This window comes from Streptomyces sp. NPDC002018, assembly GCF_042890865.1.
Classification (GTDB): Bacteria; Actinomycetota; Actinomycetes; order Streptomycetales; family Streptomycetaceae; genus Streptomyces.
The window spans coordinates 67,381-88,759 of sequence record NZ_JBIASO010000014.1; the positions used below are offsets into that span (position 1 = coordinate 67,381).

Here is a 21,379-nt window from a genome sequence, read left to right on the forward strand (position 1 = left end):
GGCCGCGCGCGCCACCCCCACGGCGGGGCGGGCCGGCGCGCGGGCCGGGGCGGGGGGGGGCGGCGGGCCGGGCGGGGGGGCCGGGGGCGGCGCCCCCCCCCCCCCCCCCGCCCCCGCCCCCCACGGCCGTGCCGCGTGACGCGCGGGGCGCGCAGGACACCCGGGAGCGGCGGTGCGCGCATGACGTGCGTGGCAGGTGGGGCGGGTGCGTCGCCTTCGGCACCCGAGGCACGCCGATACCCGCGTGGTTCACGTGTCACGGCGCACGTGGTACACACAGGCGGGTCACGTCTCCTGTCCGCCAGCAGGGAGTTGCCTCATGTCCGCAACACGACGTCAGATCCTCGCCCGTACCGGCGCGAGCGCCGCAGCCGTCGCCTTCACCGGCGCCGTGCCCGAGCTGTTCACCGGTACCGCCACCGCCGCACCGGGACTGGGCCACCGCGGCTACGGTCCCCTGGTCCCCGATCCGGACGGTCTGCTCGACCTCCCGAAGGGGTTCCGTTACACGGTCCTCTCCCGGGAGGGCGACCCCCTGCGCTCCGGTGAGGGCGCGGTCCCCGGCAACCACGACGGCATGGCCGCCTTCGCGGGCCCCCGCGGCCGGGTCCGTCTCGTACGCAACCACGAGAACCGCGCCACCGCCCCGCTCCCCGTCCCGGCCGTGCCCGGTCTCACCTACGACCCGGCGGGCAAGGGCGGCTGCACCACGCTCGAACTCGACGGCCGCGGCCATGTCCTCGACGAGCGCGTCGCCCTCGCGGGCACGGCCGTCAACTGCGCGGGCGGGCCGACCCCCTGGGGCACCTGGCTCACCTGCGAGGAGACCGAGGACAAGGCCGGTACGAACGGCTACACCAAGGACCACGGCTTCATCTTCGAGGTCGACGGCGCCGATCCGCGCCGTACCGGAGCCGTGCCGCTGACCGCCATGGGCCGCTTCCAGCACGAGGCCGTCGCGATCGACCCCGGCAGCGGCATCGTGTACGAGACGGAGGACGCGTTCGAGAAACCGTTCGGGCTCTTCTACCGCTTCCTGCCGGAGAAGCCGGGCGGCGGCACGGGATCGCTGCGCGCGGGCGGCGCCCTGGAGGCCATGCGGGTGCCCGGGGTGCCCGACCTCTCGGCCGTCCAGGAGACCGGGACCAGTTTCGACCGCGTGGAGTGGGTCCCCGTACCGGACCCGCTGGCCGTGCGGACGCCCATCCGCCTCCAGGACTTCGGGCCCCGGGGCATCACCCACGCGCAGAAGCTGGAGGGCTGCTACTGGGGCGGGCGTTCGGTCTACTTCGTCTCCAGCTTCGCGCACCGCGCGGAGGGCTCGGCGGCGGACCACTTCGGCCAGGTGTGGAGGTACGAGCCGCACCGGCGCCGGCTCACCCTGGTGATCGTCTTCGGTCCCGGGACGGACGTCCAGCTCCCCGGGGAGTCCCCCGACAACATCTGCCTGGCGCCCGGCGGCGGTCTGATGGTGTGCGAGGACGGCGGTGGCGCCCAGCATGTGTACGGCGTGACGCGTCGGGGCGAGGTGTACGCGCTGGCGCGGAACGCCCAGGCCCTCGGCGCCCCGGAGGACCCCGAATGGGGCGAGTTCGCCGGGGTCACCTTCGCTCCGGGCGGCACCACGATGTACGTGAACTGCTACACGCCGGGCACCACCTTCGCGGTGACGGGCCCCTGGCGGTAGCTCCGGCGGCCGGGACCCGCCCCGGGGCGGGTCCCGGCGCCCATGGGCCCGGCGCCCACCGGGTTCCGGTACTTGTCGGTCCCGATGCCCATCGGGTCGCGGTACTCGTCCGTCCAGCCACTCATCGGGTCGGGGGGGCTCCTCGGTCGCGGGGCACGCGGATTCGTCGCAGGCTCTAGGGAGACGGCCGGAAGGGGTGCGCGGTGGCCAGGAAGGCGGCGAAGGAGAAGAAGCGGCGGGATCGGCCGCCGCCCGCCCTCCGCGAGCTGCTGCGCGTCCCCGGGGGCGGGCCCGTCGACCTCTCCTCGTACGACTCCAGGGCCGTCCCGGACGGTCCGCGGGACAAGGCGGCGGGCCTCGCCGCCACCACCCTGCTGGCGGAACGTCTCGCCGGCCTCCAGGACCGGCTGTACGCGGCCAGCACGGCGGGCGACGGCCGCCGGCTGCTGCTCGTGCTCCAGGGCATGGACACCAGTGGGAAGGGCGGCACGGTCAAGCATGTGATCGGCCACTTCAATCCCGCGGGCTGCCGGATCAGGGCGTTCAAGGCTCCGACGGCGGAGGAGCGGAGCCATCCCTTCCTCTGGCGTGTCCGGCTCGCGCTCCCCGAGGCGGGCGAGATCGGTATCTTCGACCGCTCGCACTACGAGGACGTCCTGGTCGCCCGTGTCCGTGAGCTGGCGCCCCCCGGCGAGGTGAACCGGCGCTACGCCCAGATCAACCGCTTCGAACAGTCGCTCGCCGAGACGGGCGTCACCCTCGTGAAGGTCTTCCTCCACATCGGCTACGAGGAGCAGCGCGCCCGTCTGCTGGCCCGTCTCGACAACCCGGCCAAGCACTGGAAGTTCAGCCCCGCCGACATCGACGACCGCGCCCTGTGGCCCGCCTACCAGGAGGCGTACGAACTGGCCCTCGAACGCTGCAACACGGCGGCGACGCCCTGGTACGTGGTCCCGGCGGACCGCAAGTGGTACCGCAACTGGGCGATCAGCGGCCTGCTCCTGGAGCATCTGGAGGCGCTGGACCCGGCCTACCCGAAGGCCGGGTTCGACGTCGGGGAAGCCCGCGACAAGCTGCTGAGCATGCCCTGAGCGCACCCCGTAGCGGACCATGGGCCGGACCCGGGCGGCCGGACGACTTCGGTGGTGAGCGAGTGCCGTACAGCCGATCCGAGTAAATCATCCTATATTTTCCGTGAGTGACCAGATATGTACGCATGCTCGCCACCGTCGCCGTCCTCGGTGCCGCGCTCGCCGGATGCGGCGGCGGCCCGGACTCGTCCGCCTCGCTCTCCGCCTCCCGCGCCTCCGGGGCGCCCGGGAGCACGGGGGTCGGCGCGCCACCGACCATGGCCCCCGGCCCCGGCGGGCTCACACCCGTGTTCGAGCGCGGAACCCCCGCCGCGGGAAAGACCGTGGCCCTCACCTTCGACGCCGACATGACGGCCGATCAGGGCACCCGGGCGGCGGACGGCGAGCAGTTCGACAACCCCGCCCTGATCTCCCTGCTGCGCCGCCTCGACGTCCCGTCGACGGTCTTCATGACGGGGCGGTGGGCCGAGGAGTATCCGAGTCAGGCCAAGGAGATCGGCCGCGACCCGCTCTTCGAGGTCGCCAACCACTCGTACAGCCACTACGCCTTCACCGGCGACTGCTACGGGCTGCCGACCATCGGCAGGCAGAAGATGGCCGAGGACGTGCGGCGCGCGTTCACCGCGTTCCGTGCCGCGGGAGCCCGGAACGTGGTGCCGTACTTCCGCTTCCCGGGCGGCTGCTACGACGATGCCGCGCTACGGGCCCTCGCCCCGGCCAAGGTGACCGCCGTCCAGTGGGACGTCGTCAGCGGGGACGCCTTCGCCACCGACGCGGACGCCGTCGCCGAACAGGTCCTGAAGGACGTCAAGCCGGGCTCGCTGGTGGTGATGCACTGCACGCGCAGCGCGGCGCCCGTGACGGAGGAGGCGGTCGGGAAGATCGTGCCCGAGCTGCGCAAGCGCGGTTACCGCTTCGTCAAGGTCTCCGACCTGATGCGGCGCTGAGCGCGGGCCCCGGGGACGGAGCGAGGCGGCCGGACACGATCCGGACCGCCGGCCCGCGGGCGCCCGGGAGGCCCGGCCGGCTCGGCGGGCGGCTCAGCCCGAACAGGCCACCCGCTGGGCCTCGTGCCACTCACAGACGGGGCAGAGCGTCGCGCCCCTGACCGACTCCGGGTACTCGGTCGGCTTTCCGCAGAGCACACAGTCCGCGTAGTCGATGTCCTCCGCCGCGGACGGATCCACGGCCGTTTCCCCGCCCGTGCCGTCGGCGCCACTCGTCCTGCTGCCCGTCATACCGTCGAGCGTATCCAGCCCCGGCGTGCCGCCACACCGCAGGCCACCGCCGCGACCGCCAACGCTGCCAAAGCCACGGCCGGCACGCCATCGGCACGGCGCTCGCCCTGGAGATTCAGCTCACGGCTTCCGCCGGGCTCAGTGCGCGGTGGGCTTCGCCGGGGTGGCCTCGCTGGGCCGGACGATCACAAAGCCCTCGCCCTGGAGCATGAGCTGCACGGCCTCGCCCGAGCCGCCCCGGATCATCGAGCCGACGGACTGCGAGCGGTGCAGCGAGGTACCGAGCTGGGTGCTCCAGCCGACGACCGCGTCCGTGTCCACATACACCGGCGCCTGCGCCGTGACGGGAATCACGATCGGGGTGCCCTCGCAGATCAGACCGAGCTTCCCGTAGCCGGTGAACACACTGTTGAAGAGCCCGCCGCCGGTCACACCGGCGCCCTTCACCGTCTTTATCCCGTACGAGAGGGTCGGGTCGAAACAGAGCACATTGCGTCCGCTGATGGTGAGGGAGTCACCCTGCTCCATGTCCACGATGAAGCAGTTGGCGGCCTCCTGGGCGAACCACGCCTCGCCCTGCCCGCGGACGGCCATCAGCGGGAGGCCCTCGCCCGTGACGGCCCGCTTGAGCATGCCGCCGATGCCCTGGCCCTTCCGCTCGAACTGAAGACTGCCCCGGTAAGCGATCATGGAGCCCTGGCGGGCGTGCATCTCGCCGTTGACGGCGTACTTGATCGACTTGGCGTTCTGGAGGGTCATCCCCGGGGCGGTCGCCGGCTGGGCCAGATGCTCCGCGGTGAAAAGGTCGCTCTTCATGCCGTGCATCCTCGCCCGGACGCGTTGATTCCGCCAAGGATCCGGGGAAGGCGGGCACGGGCCGGCTGGCAGACTGGAGCCGTGAGCAGCGACAGCGACAGCGACGACGTCACGGGCAGCGACACCGACACCCGTACCGGCACCATCGGCACCCGTACCGGCACCACCACCGGCGCCGGGACCGACAGCGGCGCCGGGACCGGCACCGGCACCGACAGCCCCTTCCAGCACGAGCGGGCGGCCCGTGACGAGGCCCCGCAGTTCGTACTGCCGCTGGTCGTCCATATCGAGAAGGCCACGCCCCCGACCCGTACCGACGCCCTGGAGACGGCGGCCCGAGCGGTGCTGGTCATGCTCTCCGACGAACGGTCGCTCGGCGAGGGCGAGTGGGCCCAGGCGGTACGGGACTGGCAGGACGCCCGGATCCGCAAGGTCGTACGGCGGGCGCGCGGCGCGGAGTGGCGCCGCGCCTCGGCGCTCCCGGGTCTGACGGTCACCGGTACGGGGACCCCGGCGGACGCCGTACCGGCCGCCGAGGTACGGGTCTTCCCGCCGGTTCCGCTCGACGGCTGGCCGAAGGAACTGGCCAAACTCCAGGTCTCCGGCACCCATCTGGCCGATCCCGAGCCCCCGCCCGCCCCCGACCCGGCCCACCCCGTGCTCTGGCTGAGCCCCCACCTGGAGATGTCGGCGGGCAAGGCCATGGCCCAGGCCGGCCACGGCGCCCAGCTCGCCTGGTGGGAGCTGTCGGAGACGGAGCGCAAGGCCTGGCACGCGGCGGGCTTCCCCCTCGCCGTACGCACCTCCGATCCCGCGCGGTGGCGCGACCTCACCACCAGCGGCCTCCCGGTGGTCCGGGACGCGGGCTTCACGGAGATCGCCCCCGGGAAGACCGTGGTGGCCGAGGGGGGCCACCACCTCTGTCCGCTCCCGCGCCTGCGACAGCCGTAGAGGGGCACCGTGTCGGCGCCGTGACGGCGGCGGCACGGAGGGCGGCGCGGAGGGCGGCACGGACCCCCGCCGCCGTGCTCGTCGCCGGCGTCCCCACACCCGTGCGGAAGATCCGGCGCCACGGAGCTGAACATTCCGGAGCCCGTGTACGTACCTCCCGATACCGCCTAGCAGGTTGAACGGCCCGTCGGTCAGCGGTTGGTTCAGCGGTGTCCACTATCGGTTCGGGAGGCAGCACATTGTTGCGACGCATCAACGGTACGGCGCTCATCATCGCGGCACTCGTCGCCACAGTCGGGGCCCTGGCCTTCCCCGTCTGGTCGTACGCCGACCGTTCCGGCACAGGACAGGCCAATCTCAACGCCTCGTCCGTCGCGACACAGTGGGGACCGCTCTCCGCCACCGACCGTGATCTGCTGATCAAGGTGCGGCTGGCCGGGCTCTGGGAGCTGCCGGCCGGGCAGCAGGCCATCGAGCGCGCCCCCAGCCAGGCCATCAAGGAGTGCGGTGACCATCTCGTGGTGGGCCACACCGACCTCGACAAGCGGGCCCGCGATGTGGCGGCCAAGCTCGGGATCGAGCTGCCGAACCAGCCGAACGAGCAGCAGCAGGGCTGGCTCAGGGAGCTGTCGGCCGCCACGGGCCAGGAGTACGAGCGGAAGTTCGCCAATCTGCTGCGCAACGCCCACGGCAAGGTGTTCTCGCTGATCGCGCAGGTGCGGCACACCACCAGAAACACCCTGATACGGCAGCTCGCCAGCGATGCCAACCAGACCGTCCTCGACCACATCACGATGCTGGAGGCCACCGGCTTCGTCGACTTCGACGGCATCGCCAACGAGGCCGCGGGCACCGCGACCGCCAGCCCCACCGGTCCGCCGCCGCCGGACGGGAACCTTCCGCCGGCCCCGCCGCCCGTCGAGCCGACCGGTGACCAGTCCTTCACCTCCCGGCCCTCCACCCAGCCCGGCGCGCCGACGGCGATCAACACCAACCGGCCCGAACCGGGAACGGAAGACATACCACCGACTCCCTGAGGGCCGTCCGGGCCCCTGCCGGCCCTGCCCCGCCCCGCTGTGAGCCCCCGGTCCCTGCCCGACGGACGCCGTCGGACGGGGACCGGGGCCGTTGGAGCCTCACATCGACTTGGAACCTCAAATCGACCTCTGAACGTCCTCCTCAGCGGATTCAGCGGCGCCCGGCGGGGTCATCACCCCTGCACCGTTGCGCTGTCGCGCACCGAGGAGGGGGAGCCATGAACGACATACCGGAGCTGGGGATCGGCATCGGCTGGCGTCCTGAGATAGCCGACGCGGTGGAGGGGCTGTCCGGGGTCGACTGGGTGGAGGCCGTCGCGGAGAACCTCTGCCCCGGCCATCTGCCCGACTCGCTCGTACGGCTCCGCGCACGCGGAGTCACCGTCGTACCGCACGGGGTCTCGCTCGGACTGGGCGGCGCGGACCGGCCCGACGCACAGCGGCTCGCGGATCTCGCGGAACGCGCCGAGGCGCTGGGATCGCCGCTGGTCACCGAGCACATCGCGTTCGTACGGGCCGGGGGGCCGCTCACCGCGTCGCCCGCGCTCGAAGCGGGGCATCTGCTGCCGGTGCCACGGACCAGGGACGCCCTGCGCGTGCTCTGCGAGAACGTACGGATCGCCCAGGACGCGCTGCCCGTGCCGCTCGCCGTGGAGAACATCGCGGCGCTGATCTCCTGGCCCGGCGAGGAGATGAGCGAGGGCCAGTTCCTCGCGGAGCTGGTCGAGCGGACCGGGGTCCGGCTGCTGATCGATGTGGCCAATCTGCACACCAACCGGGTGAACCGGGGCGAGGACCCGGTGAGGGCCCTGGACGAGCTGCCGGTCGAGGCCATCGCGTATGTCCATGTCGCGGGCGGGGTCGAGCGTGACGGCGTCTGGCACGACACCCATGCCCACCCCGTCACCCGGCCCGTCCTCGATGTGCTGGCGGAGCTGCGCTCGCGGGTCGCGCCGCCGGGCGTGCTGCTGGAGCGGGACGACGACTTCCCGCCGGCGTCGGAGCTGGCGGGCGAACTCACGGTGATCCGCGAGACGCTCGCCACCCCGGCCACGGCCACGGCCCCGGCAAGGCCCAGGGCCGCCGTGGCCAGCCGTACGGGCACGCGCACGGCTACGGCTACGGCTACGGCTACGGCTACGGCTACGGCTACGGCTACGGCTACGGCTACGGCTACGGCTGAGTCTGCCGCGCGGCCGGCCGAGGGGACCCCGGAGACCGCCGGCTCCCCGACCGGTGCCGGCACCGGCACCGGCATGGAGACCGGCACCGAGACCGGGATCGACACCGCGACCGGCACGACCGCGACGGATGCCGCGCGCGGGCGGCTCGCGCTGCGCGAGGCCGCGCTGCTCTCCGCGCTGGTCGCCGGCACCCCCGTCCCCGAGGGATTCGACTCCCGGCGGGTGCGGGTGCAGAGCCGTGCCCTCGCCGCCAAGCGTGCCGACGTGGTCGCCAAGGTCGCCCCCGAACTGCCCGGGATCCTCGGCGACGGCTACCGGCCGGCCTTTCTCTCGTACGCCGTGAACCGGCCCCTGCGCGGTGGCTACCGCCGTGACGCCCTCGGCTTCGCCGAGCATCTGCTGATCGAGGGGCGGCCCGAGGACCCGGTCGCACGGCGGCAGTTGACCTTCTGGTGGCAGGAGCGCGCCGGGTCGCGGCCGCCGCGCCGGGCCACCCGGCTCGTCCGCAGGGCGCGCGCCGCGCTCATCGGGAGGTGACGGCGATGACCACGCTCATCGTGACGGTGATCCATCTCGCCGTGGCCGTCTCCTCCGTCCTGCTGATCTCCGCCGTGGTCCGGCTGCGCCGCAGGGGCCCGGCCGGTCCTGTCCATGACGTGATGGAGGCCGCGTTCCTCGGCGGCGGTCCCGGCCGGGTCGCGGAGGCCGCGATCGCCGGGATGCACGCGGACGGCCGGCTGGTCGTCGGCGGCCCCGGCATCGTCTCCGTACCGCACCCGGTCGCCAGGAACGCGGTGGAGCAGGCGGTCCTCCAGGAACACGCCATGGCGCCCAGCGGCGCCCTGCACACCCTGCGTCTCGCGGTGATGCGCGGACCTGCCGTGCAACGGGTGGGCGACGCACTCGCGGCACGCGGTCTGCTGGTGCCCCCGGCTCGGGCGCGCGGGCCGAGGCGCTGGGGCGCGACGCAGGGGCTGCTCTGCTTCCTCGGCCTGCCGGTCTGCTTCGTCCTCGCCGTCATGGTCGTCTCGGACTCCCTCCCGGGCGACGGCAGCGCGGCCGGTTTCTCCCTGCTGCCGACGCTGTTCGTCGGCGCCGTCGTCGGAATGGTCTGCTCGTCCCTCACCGGGCGGCGGATCACCGCCGCGGGACAGCGGGCACTACGGGAGTTCACCGCCGCGCATCCGCGCGGGAGCGCCGCCCCGGCGGACCGTCTGGTCGCGGCGCACGGGGTGACGGCGCTGCCCGATCCCGTGCTGCGTGAGCAGTTGCGGGCGGCGGCCCGGCTGCGGCCGGGGCGGGATTTCTCGCCCGCCGCGCACAGCTCCGCCGCGGTGGTGGTGTGGTGCTCGGGTGCGACGCCCGGTTCCGGTACGGGGTGCGGCGGATCCGGGTCCAGTTGTGGAGCCAGTTCCTGCGGAGGCGGAGGCGGCGGGGGCGGCGGGGGCAGCAGTTGCAGTGGAGGCGGAGGCGGCAGCAGTTGCAGCGGGGGCGGCGGGGGCAGCAGTTGCGGCGGAGGTGGCGGAGGCAGCAGTTGCGGCGGGGGCGGCGGCAGTTCCTGAGACCCGGCCCGGGCCTCCGTCGCACATCCCGGACGATCCCGCACCCCGGAAGGCCCTCCGGAGTGGCCCGGAGGCGCAGGGGGGTCATTGCCCCCGACACCGCCCGCCGGTCCTTGTGAAGCCCCGTTCCTCTGCTGACTCTCTGTCCCTGCGGTTGATCCCCCATCCGCACGCCTGAAGGGAACGCGATGAGAGCAGTAGCGAAGTACGGGGCTCTGACCGCCCTCGGCTCCCTGGTTCTGTCGGCCCTCGTCGTCGCCCCCGCGGTCGGCGACGACGGCACGGACGGTACGAGCGGCGCGGGCGGCACGAGCAGCGCGGGCGCGGGCGGTACGGTCGCCGCCCCCGCCGGTGCGGTGGTCCCCCGTACCGAGGACGCCGCCGGGATCCGGGGCGTCGCCCTCGCCGCCCGGCGCGCCGCCACCGCCGGTATCCGCTTCGGTCACTGCCCCAAGGCCGAGATGCTGCCCGCTCCGATCGCCTGCGGGACGGTCCAGGTCCCGCTCGACTACACGGAGCCCGACGGCCGGAAGATCAGTCTCACCGTCAGCCGCGTCCGCGCGAGCGGCAAGCCGAAGCAGCGGCAGGGCGCGCTGGTCTTCAACCCCGGTGGCCCCGGCGCCTCCAGCATGTACTTCCCGCTGGCCGCCGAGATGTCGGAGTGGAAGCGGATCGCCCAGGCGTACGACCTCGTCGGCTACGCCCCGCGCGGGGTGGGCCGGTCCGCCCGCCTCTCCTGCGAGGATCCGGCGGACTTCAGCAAGGCGCCGACCGACTCCCCGGCGGAGCCCTCCGAGTCGTACAAACAGGAGCGGATCGCCGAGGCCAAGGCGTACGCGGGGGGCTGCGCCGAGAACGCCGGTTCCGCCCTGCCCCACTACACCTCCCTCAACAACGCCCGCGATCTGGAGGTGCTGCGCGCGGCGCTCGGCGAGCGGAAGCTGACCTTCATGGGCGCCTCGTACGGCACGTACTTCGGCGCCCTCTACGCCACGCTCTTCCCGTCGCACGTACGCAGGATGGTCTTCGACTCGGCGGTCAACCCGGATCCGCACAAGATCTGGTACGGCAACAACCTCGACCAGTCGGCCGCCTTCGAGCGGCGCTGGGCGGACTTCCGCGCCTGGATCGCCAAGCACGACACGACGTATCACCTGGGCAGCACCCCGGAGGAGGTCCAGCGGAGTTACGAGAAGGTCCGTGCGGGGGTGGAGCACGAGCCGGCCGGCGGGAAGGTCGGTCCCGGCCAGTTGCAGGCGGCGATGCTCGGGGCCGGTTACTACGACGACTACTGGGCGATGCGCGCCACGGCGCTCTCCGAGTACCTCAAGGGCGATCCGGAGCCGCTGGTCGCGCAGGCCTCCCCCAGGCCGAGGGCCGCCGCCGACGGCGAGAACGGCAACGCCGTGTACACGGCCGTCGAGTGCAACGACGCGCCCTGGCCCACCGACTGGGAGGTGTGGGACCGCGACAACACGGACCTCGCCCGCCACGCGCCCTTCGAGACCTGGGACAACGCCTGGATGAATCTGCCGTGCGCCTACTGGCCGGCGCCCCGCCAGCAGCCGCTCGATGTCCGCACGGCGCCGGGTGAGCTTCCGCCGACGCTGATCCTCGCGGCCGAGCGGGACGCGGCGACGCCCTACGAGGGGGCGCTGGAACTCCAGAGCCGGCTGGCCGGTTCCGTGCTGGTGACGGAGCGCGACGCGGGTACGCACGGAATCGCCGGCGGCAACAACGCCTGTGTCAACAAGTATCTGGAGGACTATCTGCTCCGCGGAGAGGCACCGGTGCGGCGCGCGGAGTGCGCGCCGCACGCGGAGCCGAACCCGGTGTCGCTGGACGAGCGGTCGGGCGGCCGCAAGCTGCCGCCGATCGTCTGATCTTCCGGGCGGGGTGGCCGGTCCGCACCGCCGCGGACCGGTCACCGAGCGCGGGTCACGGAAACCCGTGCCGGTCTTCCGGGGGAAGGTGAGGGGCGCCGGGACCGCGCGGGAAGCGGGTCCCGTCCCCCGGGAGGGCGCGGGACCCGCTCACGCCAGTCCGGCGACCAGTTCCGCGACCGACTTGCGGCGGCCCGTGTAGAACGGGACCTCCTCGCGGACATGCATCCGGGCCTCCGAGCCCCGCAGATGACGCATCAGATCCACGATCCGGTAGAGCTCGTCGGCCTCGAAGGCGAGCACCCACTCGTAGTCGCCGAGCGAGAACGACGCCACGGTGTTGGCGCGTACGTCGGGGTACCCGCGCGCCATCTTGCCGTGGTCCGCGAGCATCCTGCGGCGGTCCTCGTCGGGCAGCAGATACCAGTCGTAGGACCGTACGAAGGGATAGACGCTCACATAGTCGCGGGGCGTCTCGTCGGCCAGGAAGGCCGGTACGTGCGACTTGTTGAACTCGGCGGGGCGGTGCAGCGCCATGTTCGACCAGACCGGCACCAGCTCCCGTCCGAGCCGGGTGCGGCGGAAGCGGTTGTACGCCTCCTGGAGCTCGTCCGCGGTCTCGGCGTGCCACCAGATCAGGACATCGGCGTCGGCGCGCAGCCCGGACACGTCGTACGTCCCCCGTACGGTGATGTCCTTGGCTCCGAGCTGGTCGAACAGCTCCTGGACCTCTTCCGCGTAGCCGGTCCTGTCCTCGGGCAGCACATCACGCAGCTTGAAGACGGACCACAGCGTGTAGCGGATGACCTCGTTGAGGTCCTTGGCCTTCTTGCCCGCGTTCGGGGTCTTCTCTGGAGCAGCAGTCATGGGGCTATTCTCCCGCGCCGCGTCCGGTGCCCCGCGCCAGGGTCGGCGTGGCGGTGATCTCGTCGGCGGCGCGGTGGGCGCTGGCCACACAGGCCGGGATGCCGACCCCGTCGTAGACGGCGCCGCAGACCCGCAGACCGGGCAGTGCGGCGACCGCCGCGCGGATCCGGGCCACCCGGTCCTGATGGCCCACGGGATACTGGGGCAGGCCGCCGATCCATCTGGTCACCTCGGTGGCGACGGGGCGCGCGGCGAGCCCGGTCGCCTCGGCGAGGTCGCGCAGGGACACCTTCACCAGATCCGCGTCGTCGTGGTGCACCTGTTCCTCCTCGCCGTACCGCCCGATCGAGGTACGGAGGAGGAACAGGCCGGGCGCGGCGTCCGCGACCCAGCTCCACTTGCGGGTGGAGAAGGTCGACGCCTTGATCGTGTGCCCGTCGACGGGCGGTACGAGAAAGCCGCTGCCCTCGGGCAGCGCGGCGGCGTCGGCGCGCCGGAAGGCCATCGTCACCAGCGCCATCGAGGCGTACTCGATCCCGGCGAGTTCGGCGGAGGCGGCCGGGGACTCGTCGGCGAGCAGCGCGGAGGCGGACCACGCGGGGGTCGCCAGCACCACGCCGTCGGCGGTGAGCACCTCGCGGCCGGTACGGATCCGCCAGTCGTCGGCGGTACGGATGAGACCGAGGACGGGGGTCTCCAGGAGGATACGGCCGCCCTTCGCCCGTACCGCGTCGGCCACGGCGCCCGGCAGCCGGCCCACGCCGCCCTCGATGCCCGCGAAGACCGCACCGCCGGCTCCGGCAGCGGCGGCGGCCTTCTTCTGGAGGTCGCGAACGCTCTCCAGCAGGGAGTCGTGGGTCCTGAGCGCGGCGAAGAGCTGCGGGACGGCGGCCTTCATGGAGATGCGGTACGCGTCGCCCGCGTAGACCCCGCCGAGCAGTGGCTCCACCAGCCGGTCGACGACCTCGCCGCCGAGCCGCTCCGCGACATACGCGCCGACCGAGACGTCGTCGCCGATCTCGGTGGGCGGCAGCTCGGGCTCACGGGCGATCCGGGCCAGGCCCTCGTCGGAGAGCAGACCCGCGAGAGCGGCGGCGTCCCCGGGCACGCCCATCACATGGCCCTTGGGCATGGGCCGCAGCCTGCCGCGGGTCCAGACCGAGGCGGAGGCAGTGGCGGGCGGCTGGAGCGAGTCCCCGAGTCCCACGGCGCGCGCCAGGGCGACGGCCTCGGGGCGGCGCGCGAGCATCGACTCGGCCCCGAGGTCGACGGGCGCGCCCTCGATCTCGCCCGCGTACAGCTTTCCGCCGAGCCGTCCGGTGGCCTCCAGCAGCGTCACCCGGACCCCGGCGTCCAGCAGCCGGTGCGCGGCCGCCAGACCGGCGATGCCACCCCCGATGACGACGACATGACCCGTCTGTGTGTCCACGTGCTGCGCGCTCGACTCGCTCGACTCCATGGATCCACTCTCTCAAACGCGTATCGAGCTCCCCGCGACCCGTACCGAGTCCCGACCGTGACCGCTTCGGAACCGTGAACGGGCAACCCGCGCACGGGTCCCGCACGTCGAACCGGCATCATTCGTTTTCCGCCCAGGGGGGCCCAGATGCGCAGGATGCCCGCGTTCGCGGCAGCACTACTCACGATCTCGCTCGCACTCGCCGGATGCAGTGCCGGCGGCGCCGGCAGTGACAACAGCGAGAAGTCCGTCTCGGACGGAGCGGCGCAGGCCGTTCCGGCACAGGAGGGCAAGCAGGAGGGCGAGCAGGAGGGCGCGGGGGCGGCGGACCGGGCGGCCGGGGCGCCCGGGAGCCAGGGGGAGAAGACCGCGGCGCCGTCGCGGGCCGGGACCCATGTGATCCGCACCGCCGAACTCACCGTACGGGTCAAGGACACGCAGAAGGCGCTGGCCACGGCGCGTGCCGCGGCGGAGGACTCCGGGGGTCTGGTCGAGAACGAGTCCACCGAGCGGGTCGAGGACGCGCATGTGAGGTCGCGCATCGTGCTGCGGGTCCCGCAGGACGCCTATGACGAGGTGCTGTCCGAACTGGCGGGCACCGGGACGCTGTTGGCCCGCAAGGCGAACGCCAAGGACGTCACCGACCAGGTCGTCGACGTCGACAGCAGGATCGCCTCGCAGCGGGTGAGCGTGGCGCGGATACGGGAGTTGATGGACCGGGCCACCAAGCTCGGCGATGTGGTGGCGCTGGAAGGGGAACTGAGCAGCCGCCAGGCGGCGCTGGAGTCCCTGCTCGCGCAGCAGGCCTCGCTCAAGGACCGCACCACGCTGGCCACGATCACCCTGGAGCTCTCCGAAGAGCCGGTCGTGAAGAAGGACCGGGAGGAGGCGGACGCGCCGGGCTTCCTGGACGCGCTGGGCGGCGGCTGGAACGCGTTCACCGCGACGCTGCGCTGGATCGCGGTCGTGATCGGCGCGGTGGCCCCGTTCGCCGGCGCGCTCGCCGTGCTCTACGTGCTGTGGCTGCTGGCGCGGCGTCTGCTGCCCGTGACCGGGGCGCACCAGGGACGTCCCGTCACGGCCCCGGCGCCTCCCGTCCGTCCCACCGGTCCCGGCACTCACGGTCAGGGCGCCGCTCACGGTCCCGGTAACGCTCACGGTCAGGGCGCCCCCGCCGGTCAGGGCACTCCTGCCGGTCCCACTCGTCCCTCCGGTCCCCCGCCCCGGGCGACACCGGAGGACTGATCCGGCTCCGCCCCGCGTAGCGTTCCCCCACGGAGACGCAGTTCCCCACGGAGACGCGAGGAAGGGACACGCGATGGCGGCGGAGCGCTTGGTGGTCGTCGGGGGCGATGCGGCGGGGATGTCCGCCGCATCGCAGGCCCGCAGGATGAAGGGCCCCGGGGAACTGGAGATCGTCGCCTTCGAGCGCGGCCACTTCACCTCGTTCTCGGCCTGCGGCATCCCCTACTGGGTGGGCGGTGACGTGGCGGAACGGGACGAGTTGATCGCCCGTACTCCGGAGGAGCACCGCGAACGCGCCATCGATCTCCGTACGCGTACGGAGGTCATGGAGATCGATGTGGCCGGGCAGCGGGTTCTGGCACGGGATCTCAGCGATGGCACGGAGAGCTGGACCGGCTTCGACAAGCTGGTCCTCGCGACGGGCGCGCGGCCCACGCGCCCCGCGCTGCCCGGGATCGACGCGCCGGGCGTGCACGGCGTGCAGACCCTCGACGACGGCCAGGCGCTGCTGGACACGCTGGCCGGTACGGAGGGCCGGCGCGCGGTCGTCGTCGGCGCGGGCTACATCGGTGTCGAGATGGCCGAGGCGCTGCTCAAGCGGGGTTACGAGGTCACGGTCGTCCACCGGGGCGAGCAGCCGATGGCCACGCTCGACCCGGACATGGGCCGGCTGGTCCATGAGGCGATGGACGGAATGGGCATCACCACGGTCGGCGGTGCCGCGGTCTCCAAGGTCCTCACCGGGGAGGACGGCCGGGTGCGGGCCGTCGCCACGGAGGACGCCGAGTACCCGGCCGATGTCGTCGTGCTCGGGATCGGTGTCCTGCCGGAGACCTCCCTCGCCCACGCGGCCGGACTGCCTCTCGGCCCGCACGGCGGACTGCTCACCGACCAGTCGATGCGGGTGCGCGGTCACGACAACATCTGGGCGGGCGGCGACTGTGTGGAGGTGCTCGACCTGGTCTCCGGCACGACGCGCCATATCGCCCTGGGCACCCACGCGAACAAGCACGGCCAGATCATCGGCGCGAACGTGGGCGGCGGGTACGCCACCTTCCCCGGAGTGGTCGGTACGGCCGTCAGCAAGGTCTGCGATCTGGAGATCGCCCGCACGGGGCTGCGCGAGAAGGACGCCCGCCGGGCCGGTCTCCAGTTCGTGACCGCGACCATCGAGTCCACCAACACCGCCGGGTACTACCCGGGCGCGGCCCTGATGACGGTGAAGATGCTCGCGGAGCGCCGTACGGGCCGGCTGCTGGGGACCCAGATCGTGGGCCGCGAGGGCTCGGGAAAGCGCGTGGACATCGCGGCGGTGGCGCTGACCGCCGGGATGACGGTGGAGCGGATGACCACCCTGGACCTCGGCTACGCCCCGCCGTTCTCCCCGGTCTGGGATCCGGTGCTGGTCGCCGCGCGCAAGGCCACCTCGGCGGTACGGGCGGCCGGCATATAGGCCTGTCCGGCCGGCCCGGGGGGGGCCGTGACGGGGTCCGCGGTGGCGGACCCCGTCACGGACCACACTCAGCGAACGGTCCGGGTGTGGACGTACTCCACCAGCCTGGTCAGGGCGTCCGGGTCCATGCTGGGCAGCACACCATGGCCCAGATTGAAGATATGGCCCTCAAGACCGGCCGCCGCGTCGAGCACCTCGCGGGTCTTCTCCTCCACCGCCTCGGTCGGGGCGAAGAGGACGGCCGGGTCGAGGTTGCCCTGGAGCGCCTTGCCGGAGCCGACCCGGCGGGCCGCCTCGTCGAGCGGTACGCGCCAGTCGACACCGACGACATCCGCGCCGGCCTCGCCCATCGGGCCGAGCAGTTCGCCCGTGCCGACGCCGAAGTGGATGCGCGGCACACCGTACGGGGCGACGGCGTCGAAGACCTTGGCCGAGGCAGGCAGTACGGAGCGGCGGTAGTCGGCCGGCGCCAGGGCACCCACCCAGGAGTCGAAGAGCTGCACGGCGCTCGCGCCGGCCTCGATCTGAACCGTGAGGAAGGCCGAGGTGATCTCCGCGAGCCGGTCCAGCAGATCGGCCCAGAGCGCCGGGTCGCCGTACATCATGGCCTTGGTGTGCTCGTGGTTGCGGGACGGGCCGCCCTCCACGAGATAGCTGGCGAGGGTGAAGGGCGCGCCCGCGAAACCGATGAGCGGGGTGGCGCCCAGCTCCCCGGTCAGCATGCCGATCGCCTCGGTGACATAGGAGACGTCGTCGGGGGTGAGATCACGCAGCCGCGCGAGATCCGCCCGGCTGCGGATCGGGTCGGCGACGACCGGGCCGACGCCCGGCTTGATGTCGAGGTCGAGGCCGATGGCCTTGAGGGGGACGACGATGTCGCTGAAGTAGATCGCGGCGTCGACCTTGTGGCGCCGTACGGGCTGGAGCGTGATCTCGGTGACCAGCTCGGGCCGCATACAGGACTCCAGCATCGGAATCCCCTCGCGGACCTTGAGGTATTCCGGCAGCGAGCGCCCCGCCTGCCGCATGAACCAGACCGGCGTGTGCGGTACCGGTTCACGCCGGCAGGCCTTCAGGAAGGCCGATTCGTACGTCTTCGTCTGCTGGCCCGGGGGGCGGTCAATCGCGCTCACGCCCAGAATCTTCGCATGTACGGGGAAGCCGCTGCCCCGGCCCGGGTGTCCCTCCCTGCGCGAGGCGCGGGTTCCGCCTACTCTTCCCCGCATGGCTGCGGCTCAGGGACAGTTTTCCGATCATTCCAACGGCACCGAGGGAACGGACAGCGCGGAGGGGGGCTCCGTCCCGTCCGCGTTCCGTACGGCGGTCGAAGCACTGAGGTCGGCGCGGCTGCGTCCCGGGGTCGAGATCGAGCCGACCCCGCCGCCCAAGCGGCTGGCACCGTACGCGTACGCCCTGGAGGCGGCGGTCGTCGACGGCGAGGAGGATCTCGCGGACGGCCGGCTGATCCTGCTGCACGACCCGGCCGGACACGAGGCCTGGCAGGGCGTGTTCCGGCTGGTGACGCTGGTGCGGGCGGAGCTGGAGCCGGAGATGGCCGCCGATCCGCTGCTGCCCGAGGTGTGCTGGTCCTGGCTGACGGGCGCGCTGGAGGCGCGCGGTCTGTCGTACGGGGAGGCCAGCGGCACGGTCACCCAGGCCGGCTCGTACTACTTCGGCGGTCTCGCCGAGCGCAGGCCGGCGACCCAGATCGAGATCCGGGCCTCGTGGACACCGCGCGAGGGCCGGGGCGGCGTGCCCGACACCGCGGCGCATCTCGCCGCCTGGTGCGATCTGCTCTGCCAGGTCGCCGGGTTGCCGCCGGCCACCGCCGGACCGGGGCCGGGGCACACGGAGGCGGGCTCCGGCGCGGGTGTCGTCTCCCTGCCCCAGCGACGCGGTCCGCAGGTGTCCTGAGCGAGTCCCGCGTGTGCCGCCCGGCCCCCGGGTGTGCCGAGCCGCCCCGGGGTCTCCCTGGGTGCCCTCGGTCGTCCTGACGCCCCTTCACGCCGTCGCCCCGCCCTCCCCACCACCGCGCCGTGTTCCCGACGGGCCGCGTGCCGCCGGCCTGGCTCCCTCACGCCACCGGGGCGCTCCCCCCTGCTCTCCGCGCACGTCGGCGCGGTGGGACGGGTCATAGGATGATCGATCACCCATCCGAATTGCCCGAATTGTTACTCACCAAATCGTGATCTTTCCCTAAAGGCGGGCGGGATTGCTGCCGAAGAGGTCAATGACCCTTCAAACACGGTTCCCCCCGGCTTCATCCCCCAGAGCCGGCGCCGTCCCGCACCTTCCCCAGGAGGCCTGGTGTCCGTTCTCCTCGAGCAGCCCGCAAGCCTGGTCGCCTACCGCCCGAACAAGCCGACGGCCATGGTCGTCGTGGCCGACCCGCGCGTCCGCTCCACCGTCACCCGCCATCTGTGGGCGCTTGGAGTACGTGACGTCATCGAGGCGTCGTCCATCGCGGAGGCACGCCCCCGCGTCGGCAACCCGCGCGACATCTGTGTTGCCGACGTCCACCTGCCCGACGGTTCCGGGCTGACCCTGCTGTCCGAGACCCGAGCCGCCGGCTGGCCCAACGGCCTCGCCCTCTCCGCCGCCGATGACATCGGCGCGGTGCGCAACGCCCTCGCGGGCGGCGTGAAGGGCTATGTCGTCACCGGTACGCGTACCAACATCGGCCACCCCACCCGCCCCGGCGCCGCCCCCATCGGCGCCGGTCAGCGCATGCACCGCCGTCCCCCGGGCGCGCCGAGCCACCCGGGCGGCTACCGCGAGCTCTCCGGCCGTGAGGTCGAGGTGCTCAGGCTGGTGGCCGAAGGCCAGTCCAACAAGGCCATCGGTGTCTCGATGGGCCTGTCCGCGCTCACCGTCAAGAGCCATCTCGCCCGTATCGCGCGCAAGCTCGGCACGGGTGACCGGGCGGGGATGGTCGCCGTGGCCCTCCGTACCGGCATCATCCACTGACCGCCTCTTCTCCCCCACCGCCCGTCGACGGAACGTTCCGTCGACGGGCGCCGTCCGTTCACAGATACCCTTGACAGGTGACCGACGCCCAAGAGACCGCAGCAGAGCCAGCACTGCGAACCACCGGGGGCCCGCGGCGGCAGCCGCTGATGTCGCAGCCCCCGGGCGACGTCGAATCGGCGCCGATCCCCTTGCTGGAGCCCCGCGAGGGCATTCCGCCGGTGGTCGCCACCGAGGCAGACCTGGCCGCGGTGACCGCGGCCTTCGCCGCGGGCACCGGACCCGTGGCCGTCGACGCGGAGCGCGCGTCCGGCTATCGGTACGGCCAGCGCGCCTATCTCGTGCAGCTCCGCCGTGAGGGCGCGGGCACGGCACTGATCGATCCGGTCGGCTGCCCCGATCTCTCCGGTCTCGGCGAGGTGCTCGCGGAGACCGAGTGGATTCTCCACGCGGCCACCCAGGATCTCCCGTGCCTGCGCGAAATAGGCATGACGCCCACCCGGCTGTTCGACACGGAACTGGCAGGCCGGCTGGCGGGCTTCCCCCGGGTCGGGCTCGGCGCGATGGTCGAGAACGTCCTCGGGTACGCGCTGGAGAAGGGCCACTCCGCCGTCGACTGGTCGACGCGGCCCCTTCCCGAACCGTGGCTGCGGTACGCCGCGCTCGATGTCGAGCTGCTGGTCGATCTGCGCGACGCGCTGGAGAAGGAACTGGACCGTCAGGGCAAGCTGGAGTGGGCGCACCAGGAGTTCGAGGCGATCGCCTCCGCCCCGCCGCCGGCCCCGCGCAAGGACCCGTGGCGCCGTACGTCGGGGATGCACAAGGTGCGCCGCAGGCGTCAGATGGCGGTGGTACGGGAGCTGTGGACCACCCGTGACCGGGTGGCGCAGCGGCGCGATGTCTCCCCGGGCAAGGTGCTGAGCGACACGGCGATCATCGAGGCGTCGCTGGCCCTGCCGGCGACGGTGCACGCCCTCACCGCGCTGCCCGGCTTCGGCCACCGCATGGGCCGCCGTCAGCTCGAACAGTGGCAGGCGGCGGTGGACAGGGCGCGGGCGCTGCCGGACGCGGAGCTGCCGCAGCCGGGCCAGCAGGTCGCGGGCCCGCCGCCGCCGCGCTCCTGGGCGGACAAGGACCCGGAGGCCGCGGCGCGGCTGTCGGCGGCGCGCGCGGCGGTCTCGGCGCTGGCGGAACGGCTGAACATGCCGCAGGAGAATCTGATCACCCCGGACACGGTGCGGCGGGTCTGCTGGGAGCCGCCGCGGGAGCGGACGGTGGAGGCGGTGGAGGCGGCGCTGGCGGAGTTCGGGGCGCGGGCGTGGCAGATCGAGCAGGTGGCGCCGCTGCTGACGACGGCGGTGGGGCGCGCGACTGCGGGTGGCGGCGGCGCGGCTGCGGGCGACGCGGGTGCGGGCGGCGCGGCTGCGGGCTAGGGGGCGGGGCGCGCCTCGCGGCGCGGGGTGCGGTGCGGTGCGCCTCCGGCGGGGGGCCGTGGCGGGGTGCGGTGGGTGGGTGGTGCCGGGTGCCGGGGCCTCCGGAGGTACATGTCCGGACGGCATGATTTACGGCGCCCCTGGCCGTGCGCTGGATACGGGCGTCCGGACGCCACAAATCACGCTTTAGTGTCCGAACACGCACCTCCTACGACCCCGACCCCCTCCCGCCGCGCTCCGGCCACCGGGTGGGTGGGCATGCACCGGCCGCGGTGGCCTCCCGCCGGTGGGCCCCGCTCGGGTGCCGGGTCACCCCGGCCGCCCGGGGTGCGTTGACGTTCTGGCTGCTGTCGGCCGCCGGCGAGTGAGCCGAAGGGCGCGCCGCTGTCGAAAGGGAGAGCGCGCGGAGGTTCGTGAGGTACGAGCGAATCGAGCACGGTCGACCGTCGACAGTGGCATCCAGCGCCCGGAGGCGAACCGAGCCCTCAAAAAGAAGGTGTGTGAGC

19 protein-coding genes are annotated in these 21,379 nt (G+C 73.0%); 13 read left to right on the forward strand and 6 right to left on the reverse strand.

Annotation, left to right across the window (positions count from 1 at the left end; translation table 11 throughout):
* Window positions 1–319: 319 nt before the first annotated feature.
* Window positions 320–1,687: an alkaline phosphatase PhoX gene (locus tag ACFYYH_RS23245; RefSeq protein ID WP_388554173.1), complete on the forward strand. Its 1,368-nt coding sequence runs from the start codon at window positions 320–322 to the stop codon at window positions 1,685–1,687.
* Here the strand turns inward: ACFYYH_RS23245 and ACFYYH_RS23250 are convergent.
* Window positions 1,642–1,812, reverse strand: coding sequence for a hypothetical protein (locus ACFYYH_RS23250; RefSeq protein ID WP_388554175.1), 171 nt, complete (start codon window positions 1,810–1,812; stop codon window positions 1,642–1,644). The two genes, ACFYYH_RS23245 and ACFYYH_RS23250, sit on opposite strands and share 46 nt — an antisense overlap.
* Before the next feature lie 78 nt (window positions 1,813–1,890).
* Here ACFYYH_RS23250 and ACFYYH_RS23255 point away from each other — a divergent pair, with 78 nt between their 5' ends.
* Together ACFYYH_RS23255 and ACFYYH_RS23260 are read left to right on the forward strand one after the other, a co-directional pair.
* Window positions 1,891–2,778, forward strand: coding sequence for a PPK2 family polyphosphate kinase (locus ACFYYH_RS23255; protein ID WP_388554177.1), 888 nt, complete (start codon window positions 1,891–1,893; stop codon window positions 2,776–2,778).
* Between the two features lie 107 nt (window positions 2,779–2,885).
* A complete protein-coding gene (locus tag ACFYYH_RS23260; RefSeq protein ID WP_388554179.1) occupies window positions 2,886–3,725 on the forward strand; it encodes a polysaccharide deacetylase family protein in 840 nt (279 codons plus the stop codon).
* A gap of 93 nt (window positions 3,726–3,818) precedes the next feature.
* Here ACFYYH_RS23260 and ACFYYH_RS23265 read toward each other — a convergent pair whose 3' ends face one another.
* Window positions 3,819–4,016 carry a hypothetical protein gene (locus ACFYYH_RS23265; protein WP_388554182.1) on the reverse strand — a complete coding sequence of 66 codons (198 nt, stop codon included), beginning with the start codon at window positions 4,014–4,016 and terminating at the stop codon, window positions 3,819–3,821.
* A 138-nt stretch (window positions 4,017–4,154) separates the two neighbouring features.
* On the reverse strand, window positions 4,155–4,832 hold the full coding sequence (locus tag ACFYYH_RS23270) for an AIM24 family protein (RefSeq protein WP_388554185.1): 678 nt from the start codon (window positions 4,830–4,832) through the stop codon (window positions 4,155–4,157).
* A gap of 81 nt (window positions 4,833–4,913) precedes the next feature.
* Here ACFYYH_RS23270 and ACFYYH_RS23275 point away from each other — a divergent pair, with 81 nt between their 5' ends.
* From ACFYYH_RS23275 to ACFYYH_RS23295, 5 genes are all read left to right on the forward strand, one after another.
* Window positions 4,914–5,783 (forward strand): peptidyl-tRNA hydrolase, encoded by an 870-nt coding sequence (locus tag ACFYYH_RS23275; RefSeq protein ID WP_388554188.1) that lies wholly within the window; start codon window positions 4,914–4,916, stop codon window positions 5,781–5,783.
* Between the two features lie 242 nt (window positions 5,784–6,025).
* Complete coding sequence (locus tag ACFYYH_RS23280) at window positions 6,026–6,820, forward strand: DUF4142 domain-containing protein (protein ID WP_388554191.1); 795 nt, start codon at window positions 6,026–6,028, stop codon at window positions 6,818–6,820.
* A gap of 218 nt (window positions 6,821–7,038) precedes the next feature.
* Window positions 7,039–8,541 carry a DUF692 domain-containing protein gene (locus ACFYYH_RS23285; protein WP_388554194.1) on the forward strand — a complete coding sequence of 501 codons (1,503 nt, stop codon included), beginning with the start codon at window positions 7,039–7,041 and terminating at the stop codon, window positions 8,539–8,541.
* 5 nt (window positions 8,542–8,546) lie between these two features.
* Complete coding sequence (locus ACFYYH_RS23290) at window positions 8,547–9,566, forward strand: TIGR04222 domain-containing membrane protein (RefSeq protein ID WP_388554197.1); 1,020 nt, start codon at window positions 8,547–8,549, stop codon at window positions 9,564–9,566.
* 188 nt (window positions 9,567–9,754) lie between these two features.
* The gene (locus tag ACFYYH_RS23295) at window positions 9,755–11,449 is read left to right on the forward strand and encodes an alpha/beta hydrolase (RefSeq protein ID WP_388554200.1); all 1,695 of its coding nucleotides are present in this window, start codon (window positions 9,755–9,757) and stop codon (window positions 11,447–11,449) included.
* 150 nt (window positions 11,450–11,599) lie between these two features.
* On the opposite strand, the gene hemQ is transcribed toward ACFYYH_RS23295, so the two are convergent.
* Window positions 11,600–12,316 (reverse strand): hydrogen peroxide-dependent heme synthase, encoded by a 717-nt coding sequence (hemQ, locus tag ACFYYH_RS23300; RefSeq protein WP_388554204.1) that lies wholly within the window; start codon window positions 12,314–12,316, stop codon window positions 11,600–11,602.
* Between the two features lie 4 nt (window positions 12,317–12,320).
* A complete protein-coding gene (gene hemG, locus ACFYYH_RS23305; RefSeq protein ID WP_388554207.1) occupies window positions 12,321–13,775 on the reverse strand; it encodes a protoporphyrinogen oxidase in 1,455 nt (484 codons plus the stop codon).
* A 147-nt stretch (window positions 13,776–13,922) separates the two neighbouring features.
* Between hemG and ACFYYH_RS23310 the strand changes: the two genes are divergently transcribed.
* Both ACFYYH_RS23310 and ACFYYH_RS23315 read left to right on the forward strand, forming a co-directional pair.
* Complete coding sequence (locus ACFYYH_RS23310; RefSeq protein ID WP_388554209.1) at window positions 13,923–15,020, forward strand: DUF4349 domain-containing protein; 1,098 nt, start codon at window positions 13,923–13,925, stop codon at window positions 15,018–15,020.
* Window positions 15,021–15,093: 73 nt separating this feature from the next.
* The gene (locus tag ACFYYH_RS23315) at window positions 15,094–16,473 is read left to right on the forward strand and encodes an FAD-dependent oxidoreductase (RefSeq protein ID WP_388554212.1); all 1,380 of its coding nucleotides are present in this window, start codon (window positions 15,094–15,096) and stop codon (window positions 16,471–16,473) included.
* Window positions 16,474–16,541: 68 nt separating this feature from the next.
* Here the strand turns inward: ACFYYH_RS23315 and hemE are convergent, their stop codons facing one another.
* Window positions 16,542–17,606, reverse strand: coding sequence for a uroporphyrinogen decarboxylase (gene hemE / locus ACFYYH_RS23320; protein WP_388554215.1), 1,065 nt, complete (start codon window positions 17,604–17,606; stop codon window positions 16,542–16,544).
* A 91-nt stretch (window positions 17,607–17,697) separates the two neighbouring features.
* Between hemE and ACFYYH_RS23325 the strand changes: the two genes are divergently transcribed.
* The 3 genes from ACFYYH_RS23325 (at window position 17,698) to ACFYYH_RS23335 (ending at window position 20,873) form a co-directional block, all read left to right on the forward strand.
* Complete coding sequence (locus ACFYYH_RS23325) at window positions 17,698–18,387, forward strand: DUF3000 domain-containing protein (protein ID WP_388554218.1); 690 nt, start codon at window positions 17,698–17,700, stop codon at window positions 18,385–18,387.
* Between the two features lie 393 nt (window positions 18,388–18,780).
* Entirely contained in the window at window positions 18,781–19,440 is a 660-nt protein-coding gene (locus ACFYYH_RS23330) for a response regulator transcription factor (RefSeq protein WP_093605154.1), read from the forward strand.
* A 77-nt stretch (window positions 19,441–19,517) separates the two neighbouring features.
* Entirely contained in the window at window positions 19,518–20,873 is a 1,356-nt protein-coding gene (locus ACFYYH_RS23335; RefSeq protein WP_388554220.1) for an HRDC domain-containing protein, read from the forward strand.
* The last annotated feature ends 506 nt before the right edge of the window (window positions 20,874–21,379 follow it).

Excerpts from the sequence above, each read along its gene's own strand:
- ACFYYH_RS23290 (WP_388554197.1), top strand. The coding sequence starts at position 8,547 with ATGACCACGCTCATCGTGACGGTGATCCATCTCGCCGTGGCCGTCTCC.
- ACFYYH_RS23295 (WP_388554200.1), top strand. The coding sequence starts at position 9,755 with ATGAGAGCAGTAGCGAAGTACGGGGCTCTGACCGCCCTCGGCTCCCTG.
- ACFYYH_RS23270 (WP_388554185.1), bottom strand. The coding sequence starts at position 4,832 with ATGAAGAGCGACCTTTTCACCGCGGAGCATCTGGCCCAGCCGGCGACC.
- ACFYYH_RS23245 (WP_388554173.1), top strand. The coding sequence starts at position 320 with ATGTCCGCAACACGACGTCAGATCCTCGCCCGTACCGGCGCGAGCGCC.
- ACFYYH_RS23265 (WP_388554182.1), bottom strand. The coding sequence starts at position 4,016 with ATGACGGGCAGCAGGACGAGTGGCGCCGACGGCACGGGCGGGGAAACG.
- ACFYYH_RS23325 (WP_388554218.1), top strand. The coding sequence starts at position 17,698 with ATGGCTGCGGCTCAGGGACAGTTTTCCGATCATTCCAACGGCACCGAG.
- ACFYYH_RS23250 (WP_388554175.1), bottom strand. The coding sequence starts at position 1,812 with ATGAGTGGCTGGACGGACGAGTACCGCGACCCGATGGGCATCGGGACC.
- hemG (WP_388554207.1), bottom strand. The coding sequence starts at position 13,775 with ATGGAGTCGAGCGAGTCGAGCGCGCAGCACGTGGACACACAGACGGGT.
- ACFYYH_RS23315 (WP_388554212.1), top strand. The coding sequence starts at position 15,094 with ATGGCGGCGGAGCGCTTGGTGGTCGTCGGGGGCGATGCGGCGGGGATG.
- ACFYYH_RS23310 (WP_388554209.1), top strand. The coding sequence starts at position 13,923 with ATGCGCAGGATGCCCGCGTTCGCGGCAGCACTACTCACGATCTCGCTC.
- ACFYYH_RS23285 (WP_388554194.1), top strand. The coding sequence starts at position 7,039 with ATGAACGACATACCGGAGCTGGGGATCGGCATCGGCTGGCGTCCTGAG.
- hemQ (WP_388554204.1), bottom strand. The coding sequence starts at position 12,316 with ATGACTGCTGCTCCAGAGAAGACCCCGAACGCGGGCAAGAAGGCCAAG.